This window comes from Gottfriedia acidiceleris (assembly GCF_023115465.1).
In the GTDB taxonomy this organism is placed as follows: domain Bacteria; phylum Bacillota; class Bacilli; order Bacillales; family Bacillaceae_G; genus Gottfriedia; species Gottfriedia acidiceleris_B.
This window is the reverse complement of sequence record NZ_CP096034.1, coordinates 3,754,327-3,774,965: the sequence shown is the minus strand read 5'-3', so window position 1 is coordinate 3,774,965 and position 20,639 is coordinate 3,754,327. Positions and strand designations below refer to the sequence as shown.

At 32.8% G+C, this 20,639-nt stretch carries 15 protein-coding genes and 1 riboswitch; of the genes, 11 read left to right on the top strand and 4 right to left on the bottom strand.

The genetic code is table 11. The annotated features are described in order from the left end of the window. Positions 1 to 187: 187 nt before the first annotated feature. Positions 188 to 289, bottom strand: a riboswitch (purine riboswitch). Between the two features lie 373 nt (positions 290 to 662). Together MY490_RS17880 and MY490_RS17875 are read left to right on the top strand one after the other, a co-directional pair. Next, positions 663 to 2,642: an acetoacetate--CoA ligase gene (locus MY490_RS17880; protein WP_248266883.1), complete on the top strand. Its 1,980-nt coding sequence runs from the start codon at positions 663 to 665 to the stop codon at positions 2,640 to 2,642. Positions 2,643 to 2,853: 211 nt separating this feature from the next. Next, the gene (locus MY490_RS17875) at positions 2,854 to 3,849 is read left to right on the top strand and encodes a DNA/RNA non-specific endonuclease (protein ID WP_248266882.1); all 996 of its coding nucleotides are present in this window, start codon (positions 2,854 to 2,856) and stop codon (positions 3,847 to 3,849) included. A gap of 193 nt (positions 3,850 to 4,042) precedes the next feature. On the opposite strand, the gene MY490_RS17870 is transcribed toward MY490_RS17875, so the two are convergent. Continuing rightward, complete coding sequence (locus tag MY490_RS17870; protein ID WP_248266881.1) at positions 4,043 to 4,264, bottom strand: hypothetical protein; 222 nt, start codon at positions 4,262 to 4,264, stop codon at positions 4,043 to 4,045. A gap of 187 nt (positions 4,265 to 4,451) precedes the next feature. Between MY490_RS17870 and MY490_RS17865 the strand changes: the two genes are divergently transcribed. Together MY490_RS17865 and MY490_RS17860 are read left to right on the top strand one after the other, a co-directional pair. Further along, the gene (locus tag MY490_RS17865) at positions 4,452 to 4,733 is read left to right on the top strand and encodes a DUF3892 domain-containing protein (RefSeq protein ID WP_069032911.1); all 282 of its coding nucleotides are present in this window, start codon (positions 4,452 to 4,454) and stop codon (positions 4,731 to 4,733) included. A 118-nt stretch (positions 4,734 to 4,851) separates the two neighbouring features. Next, positions 4,852 to 5,865 carry an alpha/beta hydrolase gene (locus tag MY490_RS17860; RefSeq protein WP_248266880.1) on the top strand — a complete coding sequence of 338 codons (1,014 nt, stop codon included), beginning with the start codon at positions 4,852 to 4,854 and terminating at the stop codon, positions 5,863 to 5,865. Between the two features lie 39 nt (positions 5,866 to 5,904). On the opposite strand, the gene MY490_RS17855 is transcribed toward MY490_RS17860, so the two are convergent. Beyond that, positions 5,905 to 7,362: a BglG family transcription antiterminator gene (locus MY490_RS17855; RefSeq protein ID WP_248266879.1), complete on the bottom strand. Its 1,458-nt coding sequence runs from the start codon at positions 7,360 to 7,362 to the stop codon at positions 5,905 to 5,907. Positions 7,363 to 7,617: 255 nt separating this feature from the next. Between MY490_RS17855 and MY490_RS17850 the strand changes: the two genes are divergently transcribed. From MY490_RS17850 to MY490_RS22195, 3 genes are all read left to right on the top strand, one after another. Beyond that, positions 7,618 to 8,331 (top strand): WxL domain-containing protein, encoded by a 714-nt coding sequence (locus MY490_RS17850; RefSeq protein ID WP_248266878.1) that lies wholly within the window; start codon positions 7,618 to 7,620, stop codon positions 8,329 to 8,331. A gap of 128 nt (positions 8,332 to 8,459) precedes the next feature. Further along, complete coding sequence (locus MY490_RS17845; protein WP_248266877.1) at positions 8,460 to 9,500, top strand: WxLIP family cell surface protein; 1,041 nt, start codon at positions 8,460 to 8,462, stop codon at positions 9,498 to 9,500. 478 nt (positions 9,501 to 9,978) lie between these two features. Next, positions 9,979 to 14,118 (top strand): S8 family serine peptidase, encoded by a 4,140-nt coding sequence (locus MY490_RS22195; protein ID WP_282439811.1) that lies wholly within the window; start codon positions 9,979 to 9,981, stop codon positions 14,116 to 14,118. A gap of 206 nt (positions 14,119 to 14,324) precedes the next feature. On the opposite strand, the gene MY490_RS17825 is transcribed toward MY490_RS22195, so the two are convergent. Next, positions 14,325 to 14,639 carry a winged helix-turn-helix transcriptional regulator gene (locus tag MY490_RS17825; RefSeq protein WP_025671317.1) on the bottom strand — a complete coding sequence of 105 codons (315 nt, stop codon included), beginning with the start codon at positions 14,637 to 14,639 and terminating at the stop codon, positions 14,325 to 14,327. Between the two features lie 176 nt (positions 14,640 to 14,815). Here MY490_RS17825 and MY490_RS17820 point away from each other — a divergent pair, with 176 nt between their 5' ends. From MY490_RS17820 to MY490_RS17805, 4 genes are all read left to right on the top strand, one after another. Continuing rightward, the gene (locus MY490_RS17820) at positions 14,816 to 15,907 is read left to right on the top strand and encodes an FAD-dependent monooxygenase (protein ID WP_248266876.1); all 1,092 of its coding nucleotides are present in this window, start codon (positions 14,816 to 14,818) and stop codon (positions 15,905 to 15,907) included. 91 nt (positions 15,908 to 15,998) lie between these two features. Beyond that, positions 15,999 to 16,760, top strand: a complete 762-nt coding sequence (locus MY490_RS17815; RefSeq protein ID WP_248266875.1) for a GTP cyclohydrolase II — start codon at positions 15,999 to 16,001, stop codon at positions 16,758 to 16,760. After that, on the top strand, positions 16,753 to 17,850 hold the full coding sequence (ribD, locus tag MY490_RS17810) for a bifunctional diaminohydroxyphosphoribosylaminopyrimidine deaminase/5-amino-6-(5-phosphoribosylamino)uracil reductase RibD (RefSeq protein WP_248266874.1): 1,098 nt from the start codon (positions 16,753 to 16,755) through the stop codon (positions 17,848 to 17,850). The genes MY490_RS17815 and ribD overlap by 8 nt, the downstream gene beginning before the upstream one ends. Before the next feature lie 15 nt (positions 17,851 to 17,865). Continuing rightward, on the top strand, positions 17,866 to 18,435 hold the full coding sequence (locus tag MY490_RS17805) for a 5' nucleotidase, NT5C type (RefSeq protein WP_248266873.1): 570 nt from the start codon (positions 17,866 to 17,868) through the stop codon (positions 18,433 to 18,435). Positions 18,436 to 19,112: 677 nt separating this feature from the next. On the opposite strand, the gene MY490_RS17800 is transcribed toward MY490_RS17805, so the two are convergent. Continuing rightward, positions 19,113 to 20,417 carry a C40 family peptidase gene (locus MY490_RS17800; protein ID WP_248266872.1) on the bottom strand — a complete coding sequence of 435 codons (1,305 nt, stop codon included), beginning with the start codon at positions 20,415 to 20,417 and terminating at the stop codon, positions 19,113 to 19,115. Positions 20,418 to 20,639 lie beyond the last annotated feature (222 nt).

Genomic DNA, 20,639 nt, shown 5'->3' with positions numbered 1-20,639 from the left:
TCTCCACTTAAGAGATAAGTCCTACTTTATCTTGGTTCGCAAAAAAGTTGACATTTTAAAGGTATATAAAGTCCTTTAAATAGGTGAAGAATACGCACTTTTAAATAGTCTAAGATTAATAGAGTATTTATAAGTAGTTATTCAAAAGGACATAGTTATCCTTTATTAAATTCAGCTTTTTTTACTAATAAAGTAAAAATTACCTCGTAGTCTAATTCTTAACGGGAATTAGGTAGAGACTCCCAGACCATATTTCTGGGTATATACGAGTTATAATACATTTATGGTAATTAATGGTAAAGTTGGTAATAATAACCTGCAGGATTATCAATTAATATATTACATTTAATCAAATTAAATATCAACAGTGTCTCTATGAGGATAAGGTATGAAGTTTTTTGGGTTAATTTAACTAGAACGCTATATGAAAGCTCAATTTAAAAATGTGCTTTTAGTTGAACGATGATTCATTTTCGATATTGACAGTAAATTTAGTGTGTAATAGTATAATAGTTAATTTTTAAATATTAAGTATTTTTAGAAAAAAATATTTAGCTAATACATAATGGGAAGATTATTTTGAGTTTTCATCAAAAGGTTTGAGTTATGTGCACTTACTGTGTTCTTAAAATAAATAGATTGCTAATTTAGGAGGAGTAATAATGAAAGCGATTACTGAAGGTGCTTTATTATGGGAACCAACTAGGCAGCAAATTGAAAATGCTGGTGTTAGCCATTTTATGAACTGGCTCGCAAATGAAAAAAATCTATTTTTTAATACACAAAGTGAGTTATGGAAATGGTCTGTGGATGAACTAGAGTCCTTTTGGGAAAGCATGTGGAAATATTGTAATGTAATTTCCCATGCACCATACGATCATGTTCTTGAAGAGCGAAAAATGCCAGGCGCAAAATGGTTTACCGGCTCTAAAATTAATTATGCAGAACATGTATTTCGAAATGATAAAGGAGACCAACCTGCATTAATTTTTCAATCGGAAATTACTCCAAAAACAGAAATAAGTTGGAAAGAGCTTAAGGAAAAGACAGGCTTGGTCGCAAATTCTTTAAGAAAATTAGGTGTTAAAACTGGGGATCGAGTTGTGGCGTATATGCCTAATATCCCTGAAACGATCATTGCCTTTTTAGCTTGTGCGAGCATTGGAGCAATTTGGTCTAGCTGTTCACCGGATTTTGGAACGAGTAGTGTAATTGACCGATTTAAACAAATCGAACCGACTATTTTATTTGCGGTGGATGGTTATTCTTATAATGGAAAAGTTCAAAATAAGTTATCAAGCGTTGACGAGCTACAGTCTGAATTACCTACATTAAAGAAGACAATTTTAGTGCCATATGTAAATTATGATGAATACAAAATGGAAAACGAAACCGTTTTCTGGAATGAATTATTAGTGGGAAGCAGTGAACTTACTTTTGAAAGTGTTACTTTTGATCATCCACTATGGATTCTATTTTCTTCGGGGACAACAGGTTTACCTAAACCAATTGTACAAAGTCAAGGTGGAATATTAATTGAGCAACTTAAGACATTAGTAGTTGAACAAGGAATAAATCATGATGATGTCATTTTTTGGTTTACTACTACTGGCTGGATGATGTGGAATCAATTAGTTGGAGGATTGTTATCTGGCAGTAGGATATTATTGTTTGATGGAAGCCCAACTTATCCTAGTCTACATGTTTTATGGGACCTTGCAGAAGAAGTAGGTGTAACATTCTTTGGTACAAGTGCAGGATTCTTAAGCGTATGTGAGAAGCACGCAATAAAGCTAAAAGATAGACATAGTTTTTCTAAATTAAAGTCTATTTGTTCAACGGGATCCCCACTATCAGTCGAAGGATTTTCCTGGGTATATGAAAATATAAGAGATGACATCTGGCTTGTTTCAACTAGTGGAGGTACTGATGTTTGCACAGCATTTGTTGGAGGTTCACCGATTCTTCCTGTTTATGCTGGAGAAATCCAAGCTCGTTCATTAGGGGCGCACGTACAATCATTTGATGATGAAGGTAAATCAGTTATTAATGAGGTGGGGGAACTAGTGATTACTTCTCCTATGCCGTCTATGCCGCTTTATTTCTGGGGTGATTCGAATAAAGAGCGCTATCTTGAAAGTTATTTTGAAGTTTATCCAGGGATTTGGAGACATGGAGATTGGATTAAAATTGATGAAAAAGGTAGTTGTGTCATTTATGGGAGATCAGATTCAACAATAAATAGACATGGAGTGCGTTTAGGTACAAGCGAAATCTATCGAGTTGTTGAGTCACTTGATGAGATAATGGAAGGTTTAGTCATCGATTTAGAACTACTAGGCCGTCAGTCATTTATGCCATTATTTGTAGTACTTAAACATGGGGTTGTTTTGACAAATGAATTAAAAGAAAAAATAAAAGTGGAAATTAAACACAAGGTTTCACCGCGTTTTGTCCCTAATGAAATTTATGAAGTTGATCAAATTCCAAAAACATTGAGTGGAAAGAAATTAGAAGTTCCAATACGTAAAATATTATTAGGCTTTTCTCCTGAAAAAGTTGTCAATCAAGGTTCGCTTGCTAATCCAGAGTCATTAAAGTTTTTTACTGGGTTGGCACAGGTTTTAAATGAACAAAGTTGAAATCAGTCTAAAACGTTATCTTCATTATGAGATAGCGTTTTTTTTAGGCTATGTTAAAGTAGATTGTTGATTTTCTTATTCAATTAATTGGCTGGATATTTACATAAGGATTCAAAACCAACGATAGATAAATTCCAACAAAAGATCAAAATGTGTTATCGTTTATATATGATTTTTCTAGAGTAGAAACACGAGAAAGGTGTGCAGAAGTGTGAACAAAAGAATATTGTTGATTTTATTTACTGTGATTTTACTATCAGTAATTGTGGGTTGCGGTAAAATCACTGAACAGACTTCGTCAAAAAAAGTGGAAACCCCAACGAGCACGGCTTCTAATACTGTTGAAGTCAATAAGAGTACATCTGCAGATGACAAAGAAAAACCAACGATTGATAGTGAACCCAACAAAAGTGCTCCTGCATCTAGCACTTCAAAGGCAACAGGTACAACGGGCGGATTTGATTACAGCAAATATACCCTAATTGTAGTAAACGGCGGGGATATGTCAGGACATAGACAGCCGAATGTCAAAGTAGATGTTGGATATGGAGAACGGGAATATTGGGCGTATACAAATGAATACGGTCAGCTAATACGCGTTGAGGCGAAAAAGATAACACTTCAAAATTCAAATATTGACCATGTTTTGTCATCAGGTAGATATTACGCTGATGAAGCAAATGTTCCTGGTACAGAGAGTTCAACCTTGGATAAAGGGCATGTGATTGCTGATTCGCTTGGGGGAGTATCAAACGCATATAACATTACACCTCAGGACAGTAATCTTAATAGGCACGGTGATCAAGCTTATATGGAAAAAGTGATTCGAGATGCACGAGGTTGCACTGATTTCGTAGCAGTGATTCAATATCTAAATACTAAAACGCAAATTCCTAACCATTATAAATTCACATACAAAATTCAGGGCAGATCCATTACAGATGAATTTGATAATGTAAACCCAGATGAAGTGAACAAAAATTTAGGGAACACAAAAGTTGCAAGCAGTACGCCAAAGAAAACAGACGTACCTGCAAACAAAACGAAAAATAGTAATGAAGATGTTAGTAAAGTGGATACCAATCATAATGGAAGTGTTACGATCGCTGAAGCCAAAGCTGCTGGCTTTAAAATGCCAATTACGCGCAATTCATGGCTCTATAAATATATGGATGATCGAGATGGTGATGGCTTAGTAGGCGAATAAATTATTCAATAATAAACATTATAAATTCTATTATGCCATTTGAATAAACAAATGATTCACTAAAGAATGTATCAAAAAAACATTGTCGCTTCATTAAAACTATACCCCTTTAAGTATGCTTAATTATGTAAGCTTTAAATTAAAGGGGTAACTTGATTTTTAAGCAATTAAGACTTTTCATGGTTGTATGAATTTAATTAAATGAGCATTCGTTATTAATAATTTTGCCTTGTTCAGTCAGTTTAACAAGAGCCGCATAACCGATCCCTTTTTTTACGACAGTCACCATCCCTTCACCAACAAGGATATTTAATGTTTTTAGTTCGTCTTTAGTTAATTTTGTATATCGGTAATAACCATCACCAATTTTGTGAATTAATCTGCCTTCTCTTGTCATTCCTAAAACAGTAGTCATATTTTTCCCTTCTTTCGAAAGTTGTTTGGATTGATGATCACATATCTATCGTATATTGTTTGTGGCAATATGTCTGTGAATAATTTGTGAAATGTTTAACAAGTTAAGTCTGTAATAATTTGGAAGGATAAACCTATTTTCATCTCGCCATACTATTTTTGTGTCTAATAAATGGAGGTGTGTTGGTATGTCGTTTCAAAATCGTGGTATCGGACATCCTGAACATCAAGATGATCCAAATAAATTACATATCGTTGCAGTACGAAAAAATGGCGATGGTGATATTACAGATGTGAAATTTCAAAATGGTGAAATAGTCGGGATTGAGCAAGCCATTGCGATGGCAGAACTTGAACAAATTGAAGATGTGAACACAGGGCTAACTCGTGGAGATAACCCACATAAAACACTTCGTTCTTATCCTGATGGAGATCCTACAAATAATTTAAGTAATTTACCTACTTTTTAAAGTCTACTCTAAAAAGGTGCACAATTTCTGTGCACCTTTTTTATTTCCGAGTAATTCATGAGAAAATGGAAAATTTAATATTAGAAGATAAAAAATACCAGTAAAGTAGGGAGCTAAATTGAAAAAAACTTTTTTATTTCTTTCACTAGTGACTTGTTTGTTAATCGGGAATTATTTAGTTGCTTCAAAAAATACTGTGAAAAGTGAAAGTAAATCTTCCCTTATCTATCAAAATGAGAAACCCGACAAAGTCTCGGAAGCTCTTAGAGCATTAAATATTAAAAAAGCAAAAGAAGGAAGAACGGCATCATTAGAGCAAAAACGAATCGAAATTGAAAAACAAATAGTCCCAACTCCTTCAAATATTAAAATTAAGGGAGATATTATTGAAGGAACAAAAGTGGAATGGTTAATTCCAAATGGATCTTATGAAGATAAGATTGTTTTTTATATACACGGCGGAGGTTGGTCCAGAGGTGGGTTAGTTTTTTCAAGGAATTTAGGAACAATCTTAGCTAGGGAGACAGGTTATAGGGTATTAACGATACAGTATAGACTTTCACCTGAAAATCCATATCCAGCAGCTTTAACTGATGTTGAAAAAGTTTATAATTATTTCCGAAAAAATTATGGTCCCAATTCTAAAGTTGTTATCGTTGGGGATAGTGCTGGTGGTAATTTAGCATTTGCTTTGTTAAATAAAATAAAACTTTCTAATGGAAGTTATCCTACAGCTGTTGTAGGGATCTCTCCAGCGACTGACTTAACGAAAGAAAGTCAATTATACACTTCAGATTTTGATAGTATTCATGCAAGCTATCATGGAAATGATATCAATATTGTTGATACATACGTAGGGAATAAAAATCGGAAAAATCCTTTAATTTCACCACTTTATGGTGATTTAAAAGGTTTACCTCCAATGCTGATCCATGCAGGCGCAAGGGAAGAGTTAATCGATGATATTTTAGCTTATGCGGCAAAGGCAAATGCTAATGGCGTAGATGTTACATGTAAAGTATGGAGAGGAATGTTTCATGATTTTCAGCTAATGGACAAGGCTTCCATTATTAGTAAGCAAGCGAACGCTGAAATTGCACAGTTTATTAAACAACAGTTGGAAAATAGATAGTCAAAATGCAAAAAGTAAGGCTTATTTCGCCTTACTTTTTTATGTCGTGTTACTTAAGAAATTTGAAATTTGATCAATATCTCTTTGCGTAAGAACAGGATCAATTGTAATAACAGGATGAATGATTTCTCCTTCAAGTAAGAAATCTGAAATAATAAATTCGATGTTTAGTTCATTTATAATTGTTGATTCAAACTCTCCTAAATTAGGAAGAATAAAATCAATTTTATGTCCAAAAGCAGTAACCAATTTCGTTTCAATATAACGATGAACTCCTGGACCATTACTTGTTAATAACAAGACTCTCTTCCTTGAAGAAGAGAAATTAATTTTAGATGCTTGTACATTTAATGCAACTTTCGCAATTTTATCTCTAGTGATTTCAGGGTATGAATATTTTTTCGTCCAGATTTCTAAGGCTTTTGATACATTTTTATATAGGTCTGAATACTGATTTTTAACATAGCGGTCCATTGAATAGGATGGTTCTTTTTTATCAATTGAGTATAAAATGAACGAGTATCTTTGGAATTGGTCATGTAATGTGTAAAGAAAATCCTCGTCTTCATCTAACGATATACCTGTTTTTTCCTTTAATAGTTCAACTAAGTGATAGAGTTCCTTAAAATACCTCGTTTTTTGATTTTGATATAAATAAAGAAATTCGTTTTTTTTCATGTTGTCAAAACTATAATATGGAAGAGTTGATATTAATAATGAAAATGCAACTCGTTCATTCATAGAAATATGATGTTTAAAGTGAACTTCTAAATGATTACAAATTTCATTAGCAATTTTAAAAAAATTTGATTCTAAAATCTTGTTTATCGAATGCTCAGTTAATTCAAGTTGCATTTTTTTATCGATTCTATACAACATCGTTCCAAGTAAATAGATGTACTTATTGGTAGTAGATGGATATAGGAATAATTTAAACTTTTCAGTAGTATCTAGTACTATTTTTTTTATATCTTGAAATGAGAATCCTTCAAGTGGCCATTCTTGATCATCTGAATAAGCGCATAAAGCATCTAGGATATCACCACACAATAGCCGAATTTCAAATTCTCTTCCTACGATTTCGAGCGGGCCACGTTTTAAAGTTAAATGGTAGGCCTCTAATAATTCCTCAACTCGATCAAGTATTGAATAGACAGCAGGTTGCTGTGTAAAAAGCGCGTTTGCTAATTCTGCTATACTTTTAATTTGAGTAAATTGTATTAGCATAATAGCTTGAAAACTCAATGAATTTTTTACGTAAAGTGAACGAATTTCATTAATCGATGAAGAAATCGGTTTATTAATATAAATTCCTTTTCCTTTTATTGTTTCAATTTGCCATCCCTCAGGTAGGTGTGTGTTAATTGCCTGTAAATCATTTCGAATTGTTTTTTCAGTACAAAGTAACTCATTTGCTAACTCTTCTGTTTTAAACCACTTATCTTGTTTACTTAAAATATTAATTATTTGTAATTTACGTTTAGTTGGTTTATCCATTCAAAATCTCCAAAATTTTGTCCAATTTATTACTATTATTGCTTTTAATGTTCCGTCTTCATTCAGTGAAAGTTTATTTCATCTATTGGAAAACACCTTTTAATGCGATTTTTAGAGTTAAATGTGAATTTTTATTGAAGACAGGATATTATTTTTACCTAAATCAAAGGTAAAAAACATCATGGGAATCACTTTACTACAGCGATATAATGACATCGTGGAAGCAAAAATAAATTTTTTAAGGAGTAAAGTGAAATGAAATTTACAAAAGTCGCGCTTGTTAGTGTAATAGGGATGTCATCATTAGTTGGAGCTGCTCACTCAACTTTTGCGGAGGTATCATCTGTAGGAAATTCAATATCATCCATAAAATTTGTTGCTGGAACAGGTCCAGTTACACCTGTTGATCCTACAAATCCAATTGAACCATTAGAACCATCAGGTCCTACTGATCCAACAGATCCGCCAACAGGGAATGCTGGTTCATTAACATTAGATTATGTTTCATCAGTTGATTTCGGAGTAAATGAGATTTCAAATAAAACAGAAGTCTATTCGGCTAAATCTAAAAAGCCATTTATTCAAGTGTCAGATCGCCGTGGTACAGGGGCAGGTTGGTCTGTAACTGCTAAAGCAAGTAAATTTACAAATGGAACAGCGGATTCACTACCTGGTGCAATCATTGCATTTAATAATGCTTCCGTTATTTCATTAAGTACAAGTGGGTCTCCAGTAGCAACTGAAACAATTGCTTTAAATACTGACGGAAGTACAGCTTCAACTGTTGTTTCCGCATCTCCAGGTAATGGTAATGGTACATGGGTAACTCGTTGGCTTGGGCCAAATCCAGAAGTGAATGATGGGACATTAAATGACAATGTTACTTTGACGATCCCTGCAGGGTCAGCAACGATTGGTAATCATGAGGCAATTATTACCTGGACATTAACGGATGCTCCGGGTTTATAGTAGTCAATTTGAAAAATAACAATTAATGGAATGGACTTTATATTATTTTGAACCTATTAGAAGAAACTTTATTAAATGTCTTATAGGAATGTGATATAAAGTCTCTATTCTAAAGGGGGAATATAAAAATGGATCTTATACGTCAAAAATTATTGCTATTTTTTTCTGCTATTCTGTTAACTTTATCGTTTATCCCTCTATCTGTAAAAGCAGAGAATAATATCGATTTTTCTGTAAAAGCAATCATTCCAACAAATCAAATTGATCATCTGAAATCATATTTTGATTTAAAAATGTCTCCAGGACAAAAACAGGATCTTAAAATCAAGGTCTTTAATAATAGTAACAAAGAAGAAACGATCCAAGGGAATATTACTTTTGCAACGACTAATGATAATGGACTGATTGATTACTCTAAATGGAATAGTAAAGATGCAGATAAAACATTAAAGAATCCATTAACTAGTTTAATAAAAGAACCTCAAAAAGAAGTTGTTATTCCTCCAGGTAAATCAAAGGTAGTGTCTTTTTCGATTACAATGCCGAAAGATGAATATGATGGAGTTATTTTAGGTGCCGCTCATTTTAAGAAAAAGGTCGATGAATCTGAAAAAAGTTCAAAAAGTGAGAGCATTAATATAAAAAATGAATACGCATATGTAGTTGGTATAAAATTATCGAAAAACACTAAGGAAGTCGAGCCGGATTTACATTTACTTGACATTAAACCTAAATTAGTTAATTATCGTACAGCAATTGCCGCGACAATCCAAAATAGCGAATCCTCCATTGTGAAGGATATGAGTATAGATGCGCAAATCTTTAAAAAAGGTTCCAATAAAGTTTTATATAGTTCGAAAAAAACGGGGATGAGTATGGCCCCTAATTCAAATTTTGATTACGCAATCGATTTAAATAATGATCCAATTGAACCAGGAACATACCGATTAAAGATGAAAGCGATCATCGGAACTCAAGTATGGGAATGGGATGAGTTATTTACAATTGGAAAAGAAGCAACAGATTTGAATAATAAAGCAGTTGAAATAAAAAATAATCATTTTTGGTATTATATCGGAGGCGGATTATTACTTTTAATAGGGATCATTTGGTTAATTGTTTTCCTAAAAAGAAAGAAGGAAAAAGAACGATCCAATAATCAAGAATGATTTTTGAAAGACAGGGTATATTTGATTAGTTGCCTTAAAGATTAAAATTAAACTAAATAATATATTGGTAAAACAAAAAGGCTCATTTCTTAATTGAAATATTGCCTTTTTTATTAATATATTTTTTTATGAAAAATTTTGTCTCCATTTTTAGTACTGCAATTAATTTCATTGAAAAATATCTAAATGCTTCAAGCAAGAAGGCCACTCAGGTTTTAAAAATATAATAAAGTGCTCAATTTTCGTAGTGTTTTTAGTAGAAAATTGTCGAAAAAATGACTAGAAATTGTAAAAGTATTGATTTAATTGACAGCTATTAACCCAATTGTAAATTATTTGAAAATTCTAGATAATTAATTTACAAAGGAAATATTTAATGATGAGGGATGATTGAATATAAAACTACAATTATTTTAGATTCAATTTCCTCTACCATTAAGAGATTTCATTTTGATACTAGAATATTTGGGGGAAGAGTATGTTAAGAAGAACAGGTAATCATAAACTAGTAAAAAGCCTTTCAGTTGCAGTTTTATCAACTAGTTTTGTTTTAGGTTCATTAGGTACTGTATCTAATGTAACGAAAGCTGAAAATGCTTCAACTGCAGAATCAATTTTAGCTAATTTAACTCCACAGCAAAGAGAGGCATTACAAAAGCTTTCAACTGCTGATCAAACAGGACTTTTTCTAGATTCGAGCGTGAACTTGAATAGTTCAGAAAATGTTTCAGTAATCGTTTCATTTAAGCAAAAGCCACAAAAAATTGCTGTATTAGAAGCAGCTTTAAAAGGAGAAGACTTATCAGAAGAAAAAGCTCAAAGTAATGCAAATGCTGATCATTCAACTTTTAAAGAAGATTTGGATGCTTTATTTAAAACGAAATCTGATGGCGATTATAAAATAAAACGAGAATATAAACATGCTTTTAATGGTGTAGCTTTAGAAGTTCCTGCAAATAAACTATCAAATTTAATGAAGTCATCTGCTGTACAAGCAATTTATAGTGATGTAACTGTAAAAGCTGAGCTTCCGGTTGAAGGAAAAGAAGTTTCAGAGAAATCGACTGGTAAAGGAATGGCAGACGAGCGTACTTATCTTAAAATAGATAAATTACATCAAGAAGGTTATACAGGTAAAGGAGTAAAGGTAGCAGTACTGGATACAGGTGTTGACTATAACCATCCAGACATTAAGGCAGCATTTAAAGGTGGATACGATTTCGTAGATAATGACACCGATCCGATGGAAACAAGTTATGCTGATTGGGTAAAAGTTGGTAAGCCAGGAGGAACTTCAGGTGCAGCAAGTTATGTAACGAAACATGGAACGCACGTATCCGGAACGATTGTAGGACAAGGAAAAAATGAAAGTGAATATGCGACAACTGGTATTGCTCCAGATGCTGATCTTTATGTGTATCGTGTACTAGGACCAGGTGGTAGTGGTTCGACAGAAAATATCATCGCAGGAATTGACCAGGCGGTTGCTGACGGAATGGATATTATGAACCTATCATTGGGTGCAAATTATAATGATCCACTGATTGCCGAAAGTATTGCGATTAACAATGCAGTACTAAATGGAGTAACAGCAGTTGTTGCTGCGGGGAATACAGGGAATAAGATGTATACATTAGGATCGCCAGGTACAGCAGCTTTAGCATTAACAGTTGGAGCAAGTGATGTACCAATTACAACAATGTCTGCAAATGGTTCAATGGATAACGTTTCTGCAGATTTAAGATTAATGGCAAGTGGTTACAATGATGATATTACAAAACTTAAAGGGAAAACTTTCCCAGTAGTAGATGTGAATTTAGGTGAAGCTTATACTGGTAAGGATGTTAATGGTAAAATTGTTCTAATGAGCCGCGGTACTTATACATTGGATTCCAAAATTGCTGTAGCTAAATCTAAAGGTGCGGTTGCGGTATTAATGTACAACGATAATCCAACTGAAGGATTTATTCCAAGTTACATAGGGGAAGGCGTAAATTTTATTCCTTCATTTAGTTTATCCAATGCTGAGGGAATTGCTTTAAAACAAAAATTACAATCAGGCTCCAGCAACTTTACGATCACAGATATGGGTGAAGTAAAGACACAAGGGGATACTTTAGCAGACTTTAGTTCAAGGGGACCTGCAAGGCTGACTTATGATATTAAACCAGAAATTACAGCTCCAGGTGTAAATGTACTTTCAACAGTACCAGGCTTTATAAATAATCCTGAGAATCCTTCAGATTATAAAATTGCACACCAACGTTTGTCAGGAACTTCAATGGCTACTCCGTTTACGACTGGTGTTGCTGCATTATTAAAACAGGCTTATCCTAGTCTACAACCAGAAGATGTGAAAGCAATTTTAATGAACACCGCAGATTCATTAAGCAAGCCATACAGCGTGTTTGAACAAGGCTCTGGACGAATTGATCCGTATAATGCAATCCATTCTACTATTGAAATTAAAGTACAAGAAAAAACACCAATGATTATTAATGGTAAAGAAAAACAAATAAATGAGGATACTGGTGCGCTAAGTTTTGGTAATGTAGCTTACGACGGAAAAGACTTCTCAGATTCACGTTCAATTATATTAATGAACAGAGGAGAAGAAACGAAAACATTTGATGTCAAAGTTAATTTTCAATCAAATCTACGTGGTTCAAAAGATCCAGCAGCAAACGGTGTAACCGTTCAAGCTCCAACCTCAGTTACATTACAAGGAATTAGCCAAAAGAAAACAAATATTAAGTTAAGTATTCCTAACACCGCTGAAAAAGGAATTTATGAAGGTTATCTAGTGTATACAAATAAAGAGAATCCATCTGAAACATATCGTGTTCCATTTGGTGTACATTATGTAGAAAAAGGATTTCAAGATTTTAGTTTTACTCGTCAGTCTATGTCAACAGATCGAAATAATTTAAATAACCCTTTATTTTATCCAAACTTATTCGCTAAATTCTCTTTAAAGTCACATATGAGATACATCGATGTAGTACTCTCTGATGCAGCGACTGGACAGGACTTAGGTATTTTGAATACATTTGATGGTGTTTCATTTAATGAGGGTGTACAATATCAAATTTCAGCAGGTATAGGAGTCTATTATCCTTTTACAAATAACCCTGATAATCCAATTAGTTCAAAAGCAGTTTTAGCAAATGAAGGATTATATAAGGTAAAACTAATTGGATATGATGATAATGGAAAGTCATTTATGATATCACAAGATTTATTGATTGATAATACAATGCCAAGTAAATTCAATGTAAATGTTGAAGGCGAAAAAGAAGGCAATCCATTCATTGAGTATAAAGAAGATCAAAAGTCCATTCCATATACTGCTACTATCAACGATAAGTCAGTTGAAATCTTGAATGCAAAAGGTATAAAAGCAGATCAATCTACAAATACAATTGGTTATTTCTATAATAGTCCGTTTATGAGTGGAAAACTTACATTGGACGAAAATGGAAATTCTGCTAAAGATGAAATTGAAATGGTACCGAGTCTTGCAACATCTTCTCTTCGTTTCATTGGAGGCGATTTAGCATCAAATGCTTATGGTGATAAGCAATACTTCTTCGTAAAAGAAGGTACTCAATATGTTTACGGCCAACCTAATGCAAAAACAAGATTAAATAAACTAATTACACATCCTGGTGAGACAAATACGATTACACTTACTGCTAATAATCTAAACAAACTAAAAAAGGCGATATATAGCTTTACGACAAATATTGCTGATACAAATATTATAAAAATTGCATTAAACCCTGCAGCTGAAAATCTAGGTGGTTCATTAAAAGTGACAACGACAAATCCATCTAGTACGACTGTTAACTCTGAAGTTAATGTAACATTTGATGGTTCAAAAGAAGTATCAGGTGATCTTCCAATGGTTGACGTAACGATTAAAATACCAGAAGGAAAAGATGTTATTTCTACTTCTAGTTTTAGAACAGTAACATCAACTTTTACAAGTGTAGACAATACCGTAACAAAACCATTTACTTATATTGCACCAATATTAGTATTGTCAAATTTCTCAAGTGTAATTAGTTATATTCATCCTGAAAGCCTCCAAAATGCAGATGGAACATTGAAAAAAACGGATTATACGAAAATTGGAGCAAATGTAACGATTGTTGATAGCAATGACAAATCTTATACAGGTACAATGGATGGTTTTGGACAATTTTATATTACTGGATTACCGATTACAAAGGATCAATTTACAGTCATCACGGATATTCCAGGACATTTTACAACATATGGAAAATTTGACAGAGTATTCAACACAATGGATGGTAATATGTACGGTATTAATAAGAGAATCGGTGTAGAAACAATTGATAAAGCAACTGCAGGAGATGTTAATAAAGACAATGTAATTGATATTAATGATGCTCTAGCAATTGAAACATATTGGGGAACAAACAAACGCTCAGCAGATATCAATTTTGATGGAACGGTTGATGCGAAGGACTTTGCATTCGTTGAGAAGAACTACTTTATGCAAAATCCGGTTGTAGACAATGCACCAAAACCAGTTAAGAGATCAAAAGGTAAGACAATTGATACGATTAAGAGTGAATTAGACATTCAATAAACGAGCAAGTTTTGAGTAGTGTAAGAAATTTATTTAACTGTTAAAAGGGGTGCCTCATTAGTCAAAGTACTTTTGAGGCAGCCTTTTTATTATAATAAATAAGGGATGTCTCATAGTTCGAATTCCATCAGATGAGATATCCCCTTTATTCGAATTTGAATTCTAAAAAATAATTAACAGGCGAAGCCAAAAAACAAAAACCATTTTTAATCGATTGTTGTCCAATCTTGCGACCATTTCATTAATTCCTTAATAACTGGTTCTAAAGCCAGTCCTTTTTCTGTCAAAGAATATTCAATTCGAACTGGAGTTTCTGGGTAGACATCTCGTTTTACAATACCTGCTTGTTCTAAATCCTTTAGTCTTTCTGAAAGGACGCGCCCGCTAATTGGCAAAGTTGATTCGATTGTACAAAATCGTTGTGATCCAGAAAGAAGTTGAAAAATTATAAGAATTGCCCAGCGTTTACTAATTAACTCTACGCTTTTTTCAAACCGAGGGCATAATAAAGAAAAATCCATTTAAAACCACCTCACCTATATCCATATTATAACTAAATTTGTATTAATAACAAGATTACCATACATAAATTTATTACTTGACGTAACTTTATTACTAAATTAAACTTACTTACATAAAGTAACTAAATAATTTTTTTAGAAAAATAATAAATGTCTTTATATAGGTGGCAAACAACATGAATTTGAATACAGATGTATGTATCGTTGGTGCAGGACCAGGTGGTGCACTATTAGCTTATTTGCTTGCAAAAAATAATATTTCGACAGTTCTTGTGGAACGACATAGCGGAATTGATAAAGAATTTAGAGGGGAACATCTAAATTCTGATGGTGAACAAATATTAAAAAAACATCATCTTTATGAAAAAGTAAAAGAATACGGACTATTGCTAATGGATCGTGTTGAATATTGGAATCATAATAAAATAATAAAAAGTATTTTTCCATCCCAAGGATTAAAACACGTTGGTATTCATGTTCCACAAAATCATTTATTAAATGTTATTTTAAAAGAAGCAAATAAATATGAAAACTTCAAACTTTTAATGGGCACACGTGTGTCTGAATTAATAGAAGATCAAACTGGTCGCTATATTGGTGTTAAAGCAATAAAAAATGGTACTGATATAACAATTAATAGCTCGGTTATAATTGGTGCCGACGGTCGATTTTCAACGATCCGTAAATTAGCAAAAATTCAAACAGATATTGTTAAACATGGATACGATCTCCTTTGGGCTAAAGTACCCAGACCAGCAGGTTGGGATCCAACAGTTAGATTAACATTGATAAATAAACAACAATTGGCTTTGTTTACTCAAGCAGGTGGGTTTATCCAAATCGGATGGAATATAGATGAAGGTTCTTTCCCGAGCTTAAGAAGTAAATCTTTTAATCCTTTTGTAAATCAGCTAATCGAAGTATTTCCAGAACTGACTGAAACTGTCAAAGAAAATATAAAATCTTGGAACGATTTTGTTTTATTAAATGTTCAAAGTAGCCGTAGTAAAACATGGGTAAAAGATGGCTTAATTATAATGGGTGATGCGGCACACACGATGAGTCCAACTGCTGCGCTTGGTGTAAATATTGCCATGAAAGATGCAGATATTTTAGCAGTAATCATACAAGAAGCTATTCGAAATAAAGATACTAGTACAATAGTGTTAAAGAAATTTGAATATGCTAGACGAGAAGAAGTTGAAAACTTACAAAAGCAACAACTAACACAGGAAAGTAATTTTAAACATCACTTTGATATGAATTAAGAATGCCTTTAATGTCTAAAAATGGACAAGTAAAAATTTTGAAATATATGATATTAATATGAAATCGTGTAAGTAAATAGGAGGAAGCCTCATGATCAATGAAAAAGTAGTTTCTTTATTAAAAGAGAAAATTAATGTAATAAAAAATAACGATAAATCAATTTATTTAGTTGGACCAATTAAACTACCAGTAAATTTAGATGGAGAAACAGTTATTTTTCAATGGTATTGTTGGCTACGCTGTGAGGATATCGAAGGAGATTTTTGTAGTGATGGATCATATAACACGGAAAAAATTATTAGTAAATTAGCATCTTCAAATTTAGCAGAAATGCAACAATCAAGCGTATTAGTTTATGGTGACTTTGAGAATTCAGAAGATGCTCTTATTAGAATGCATAGTATTTGTCATACGGGCGATATTTTTGGAAGTAAACGTTGTGATTGTGGATTCCAATTAAAAGAAGCAATGAAAATGATTTCTTCAAATGAATCAGGAGCATTATTTTATTTAGCAAATCATGAAGGAAGAGGAATCGGTTTATTTAGTAAAGCTATGGCATATGTTCTCCAAGAGCAAGGATATGATACTGTTGAGGCAAATGAAGAGCTTGGTTTTGTGGATGATGCACGAAACTACGAAGATGCTATTCGTGTATTAAAAACGCTTCGCTCAAAACCGGTTACTTTAATTACAAATAACCCAAGAAAATTGGATGCACTTCAAAAATCTGGAGCTAATGTATCTGGAAGAATTCAATTATGGGGAGACAAATCAAAGTATAACGAAAAGTATTTAGAGACTAAAATTGTTCGTTCTGGTCATTTTAAAGGAGGACGTACAAGTGAGTAATCATGAATTTTATATGAATTTAGCTATTCAAAATGCAATGGCTACGAAAGGTCAAACCGACCCCAACCCACTAGTAGGATCTGTAATCGTAAATGATAATCGTATTGTTGGAATAGGTGCTCACCTAAAAGCGGGTGAACCTCATGCTGAAATTAATGCACTCAGAATGGCAGGCGATAAAGCTGAAGGTGGAACAATTTATGTAACGCTTGAGCCATGCTCTCATCATGGACGAACTGGTCCTTGTGCAGAGGCGATTGTCCGTGCAGGCTTGAAAAAAGTTGTTGTTGCTACACTTGACCCAAATCCGCTAGTTGCAGGAAGAGGAGTAAAAATTCTTCAAGATGCGGGAATTGAAGTAATCATCGGAGTTTGCGAAGAGCAATCGATCAAAATGAATGAAGTATTTAACAAATATATTGTTAAAAACATTCCTTTTGTTGTAATGAAATCAGCATCTACATTAGATGGGAAGATTGCTACCCATTCCTCTGATAGTAAATGGATCACTTCAGCGGAAGCTCGAAATGATGTTCATCAATTAAGAAATGAAATTAGCGCGATATTAGTTGGTGTTAACACAGTATTAAAAGATAATCCAGAATTAACAACTAGAATTCCAAACGGACGTCATCCAGTACGAGTCATTCTAGATTCAACCTTAAAAATTCCTTTAGAATCAAAAGTAGTAACCGATCAGCAAGCTGCAACATGGATATTCACAAGTCAAAAACACTCTGAACAAAAAAGAAGTGAATTAGAAAACTTAGGTGTTAAAGTATTTGTTACGAGCGATCTAAATAGAGTTGATTTAAACGAAATGTTAAAAGTTCTAGGTGAACATTCAATCTCTTCTTTATTAGTAGAAGGTGGTGGAGAGGTGAATGCTTCCTTTATGAGTCAAAACTTAGTTGATAAAGTGATTGTCTATTTAGCTCCAAAATTAATAGGTGGAAAAAATGCACCTACATTTTTAGAAGGTACTGGGCTTGATAAAATGGGACAAGCGATTGAACTTGAAGAGATTGAATTAACGAAAATTGGTCCTGATTATAAATTCATAGGCTATCCAAAATATACTACTTCATGAGGAAGGACTTTTAGAATGAAATTCGGATTCGATATAGACGATACTTTAATTGATTTAAGACAGCATGCTTTTCACATTTATAATAAAAAATTAAATAAAAATATTCCGATAGAAGCTTACAATGAATTAAAAACTGTTGAAATTCACGAACCTTTTGGCTTAACGGCAGAAGAAGGAAGCAATATGTGGAAAAGTAATCTAGAAGAGACATACTTTACTACATGTCCTCCATTTCCATATGCTGTTGAAACATTACAAGAATTAGAAAAGCAGGGACACGAAATTTACTATGTGACAGCAAGAAATAAAGAATATGGTGAACGAACAAAAGAATGGTTATTAAAAAATGGATTTCCAGTTCATCAAGATCGATTTTATTGCGGAATGAAAGATTCAGAAAAAATTCATATAATAAAAGAATTAGCGTTAGATTACTATTTTGATGATAAACCAGAAATATTGAACACACTATCAGAATTACCTTTAAAAGCTTACGTGAAAGACACTTCATATAATAGAGGATTGGACATCCCACGTATTACTTGCTGGTCTGAATTAAAGGAGATCATTACGAGTAATCAATAAAGAAAAAACACCGTAAAAGGTGTTTTTTCAGAGTGTTGAAATATAAAGTCGTCAATAGGGAAAACGGACTTAAAATGAACATTTAATAATGATAAAATTAGCATTTTTTGAATGATCTTTTAATGGTTTTAAATGTAAATGTGTTTGAGCAATTTCATTATTACAATAACACTAGTAATGATTTTTTTTTAGAAGTTAAAAATATTATGGGCTATTTTTAAGAAAAAAAATTCGATTGTTTAGTTTAATAATTGTTTGATATTAATTGATGTACAAGCTGATTACAAAGTTAGGTTACTCTAAGTAAAGGCTATTTGACTAGCATTTATTGTAAACTTTTTTGTTTGAATAAGTTGATTGGAGCGGAGGGGTGATAGACTCCTATGGGATTAGCGGGAAGGCTGAGACCCCGCAGGCTTGCCGAGGAGGCTAAAGAATCTCGCCCCATGGAAAGCGAGCATCCTGTAATGGAAATCAACATCACTCTACTCCTTTCACGAAAATTTGATAATTAATTGACAAGGTAGTTTTTCAACAGCGTGAAGAAAAAACACCGTAAAAGGTGTTTTTTTTTTGTGAAAACTGAATAGGTCAATTAGTAGATTAGTAGTTGATTTCCACTGTAACCCGTTATGATTAAGTTGTAATTATCATCATTTTGCGTCCTGAACCTGCTATTATTTATATCTTTTAAATCCTAAAAAATGTTGGTTCCAATAGGAATTGTTTATTTTAGAAATAGTTACTCCTGAACTGCTACTTGCATGGATAAATTCATTATTATTAATCACTATACCCATATGGGACGGTCCATAAGTATAAGTGTTTTGGAAAAAGATTAAATCTCCAGGTTGAAAATTATCTACGGTTTTTAAGTTTGAATTATTATACCAATAACCTGCAACATTTGTTCTAGGAAGTGTCATTCCAGATTCTTTGAATACATAAGAAATAAAACCACTACAGTCAAAACCTGATGGAGTTTCTCCACCCCAAATATAAGGTACACCTGAATACTTTTTAGATAAGTTGATTAAAGTTTGTACATCAAATGATTGAGAGTTATTTGAATCAACTTTATTTGTATCTGTCTGACTTGAATCTACTTTGTTTGAATCCGTCTTATTTGAATCTGACGTATTTGAACCTGTCTCTTTTCCAACATAAGATGCACTTATATACCCTGTTGTCCCTTTATATTTTACTTTATACCAACCATTAGATAATGAGATTACATCTAATCTTTGATTTTTATTAACACTACCTAAAATCTGATGTGAAGTTCCAGCCCCAGACCTGATGCGGACTCCATTACCAGTAGAAATGTAGTTACCTGTACCAACCGATTGATTATTATTATTCGATTCGGTTACTTTCCCAACGTAAGATGAACTAATATATCCAGTTACTCCATTATAGTTTATTTTATACCAACCATTAGAAACTGAGATTACATCTAGTCTTTGATTTTTATTAACACTACCTAAAATCTGATAAGAAGTTCCAGCACCTGATCTTATGTGGACTCCATTACCAGTAGAAATGTATTTACCCGAACTGATCACTTGGCTATTTATACTATTATTCGATTCGGTAACTTTTCCTACATAAGATGCACTAATATATCCTATTGATCCATTAAATTTTATCTTATACCAACCATTAGACAATGAAATGACATCTAGTTTTTGATTTTTATTAACACTGCCTAAAATCTGATAAGAAGTACCAGCTCCAGATCTTACACGGACACCATTACCCGTTGATTTATATGTACTAATAGTATTATTTGAATAAAGTTTACTAGATTGCAGAGTTTTCTTGGAATCAATCGAGGCTGCAGCAGCAGTAGTATTATATGGAATTTGAATTGTTAATGTTGAAGCAAGTCCAACTAATGCCAATGAGTTTAATGTTCGCGTTTTATTTTTTTCTCCTTTCAAATTTAACTTTATTAAGGTACTTGCTGATTTCGATTTCATTACTAACCTTCCCTCTAACCAATAACTGAAATAACAAAGAAAAATCCCTTACCTCATTTAATAGTAAGGGCAAATCTAAGATTACATGAACTTGGTAATTAAATTATTTAAAATGTGAGATCACATTCAGTTTAAATTCTAACATAAGATCATAGGAATCTTCACATATTTAGTGTCAAATTTTTCCGGAAAAGTAAATTTGCAACAAAATTTACTAAAAAA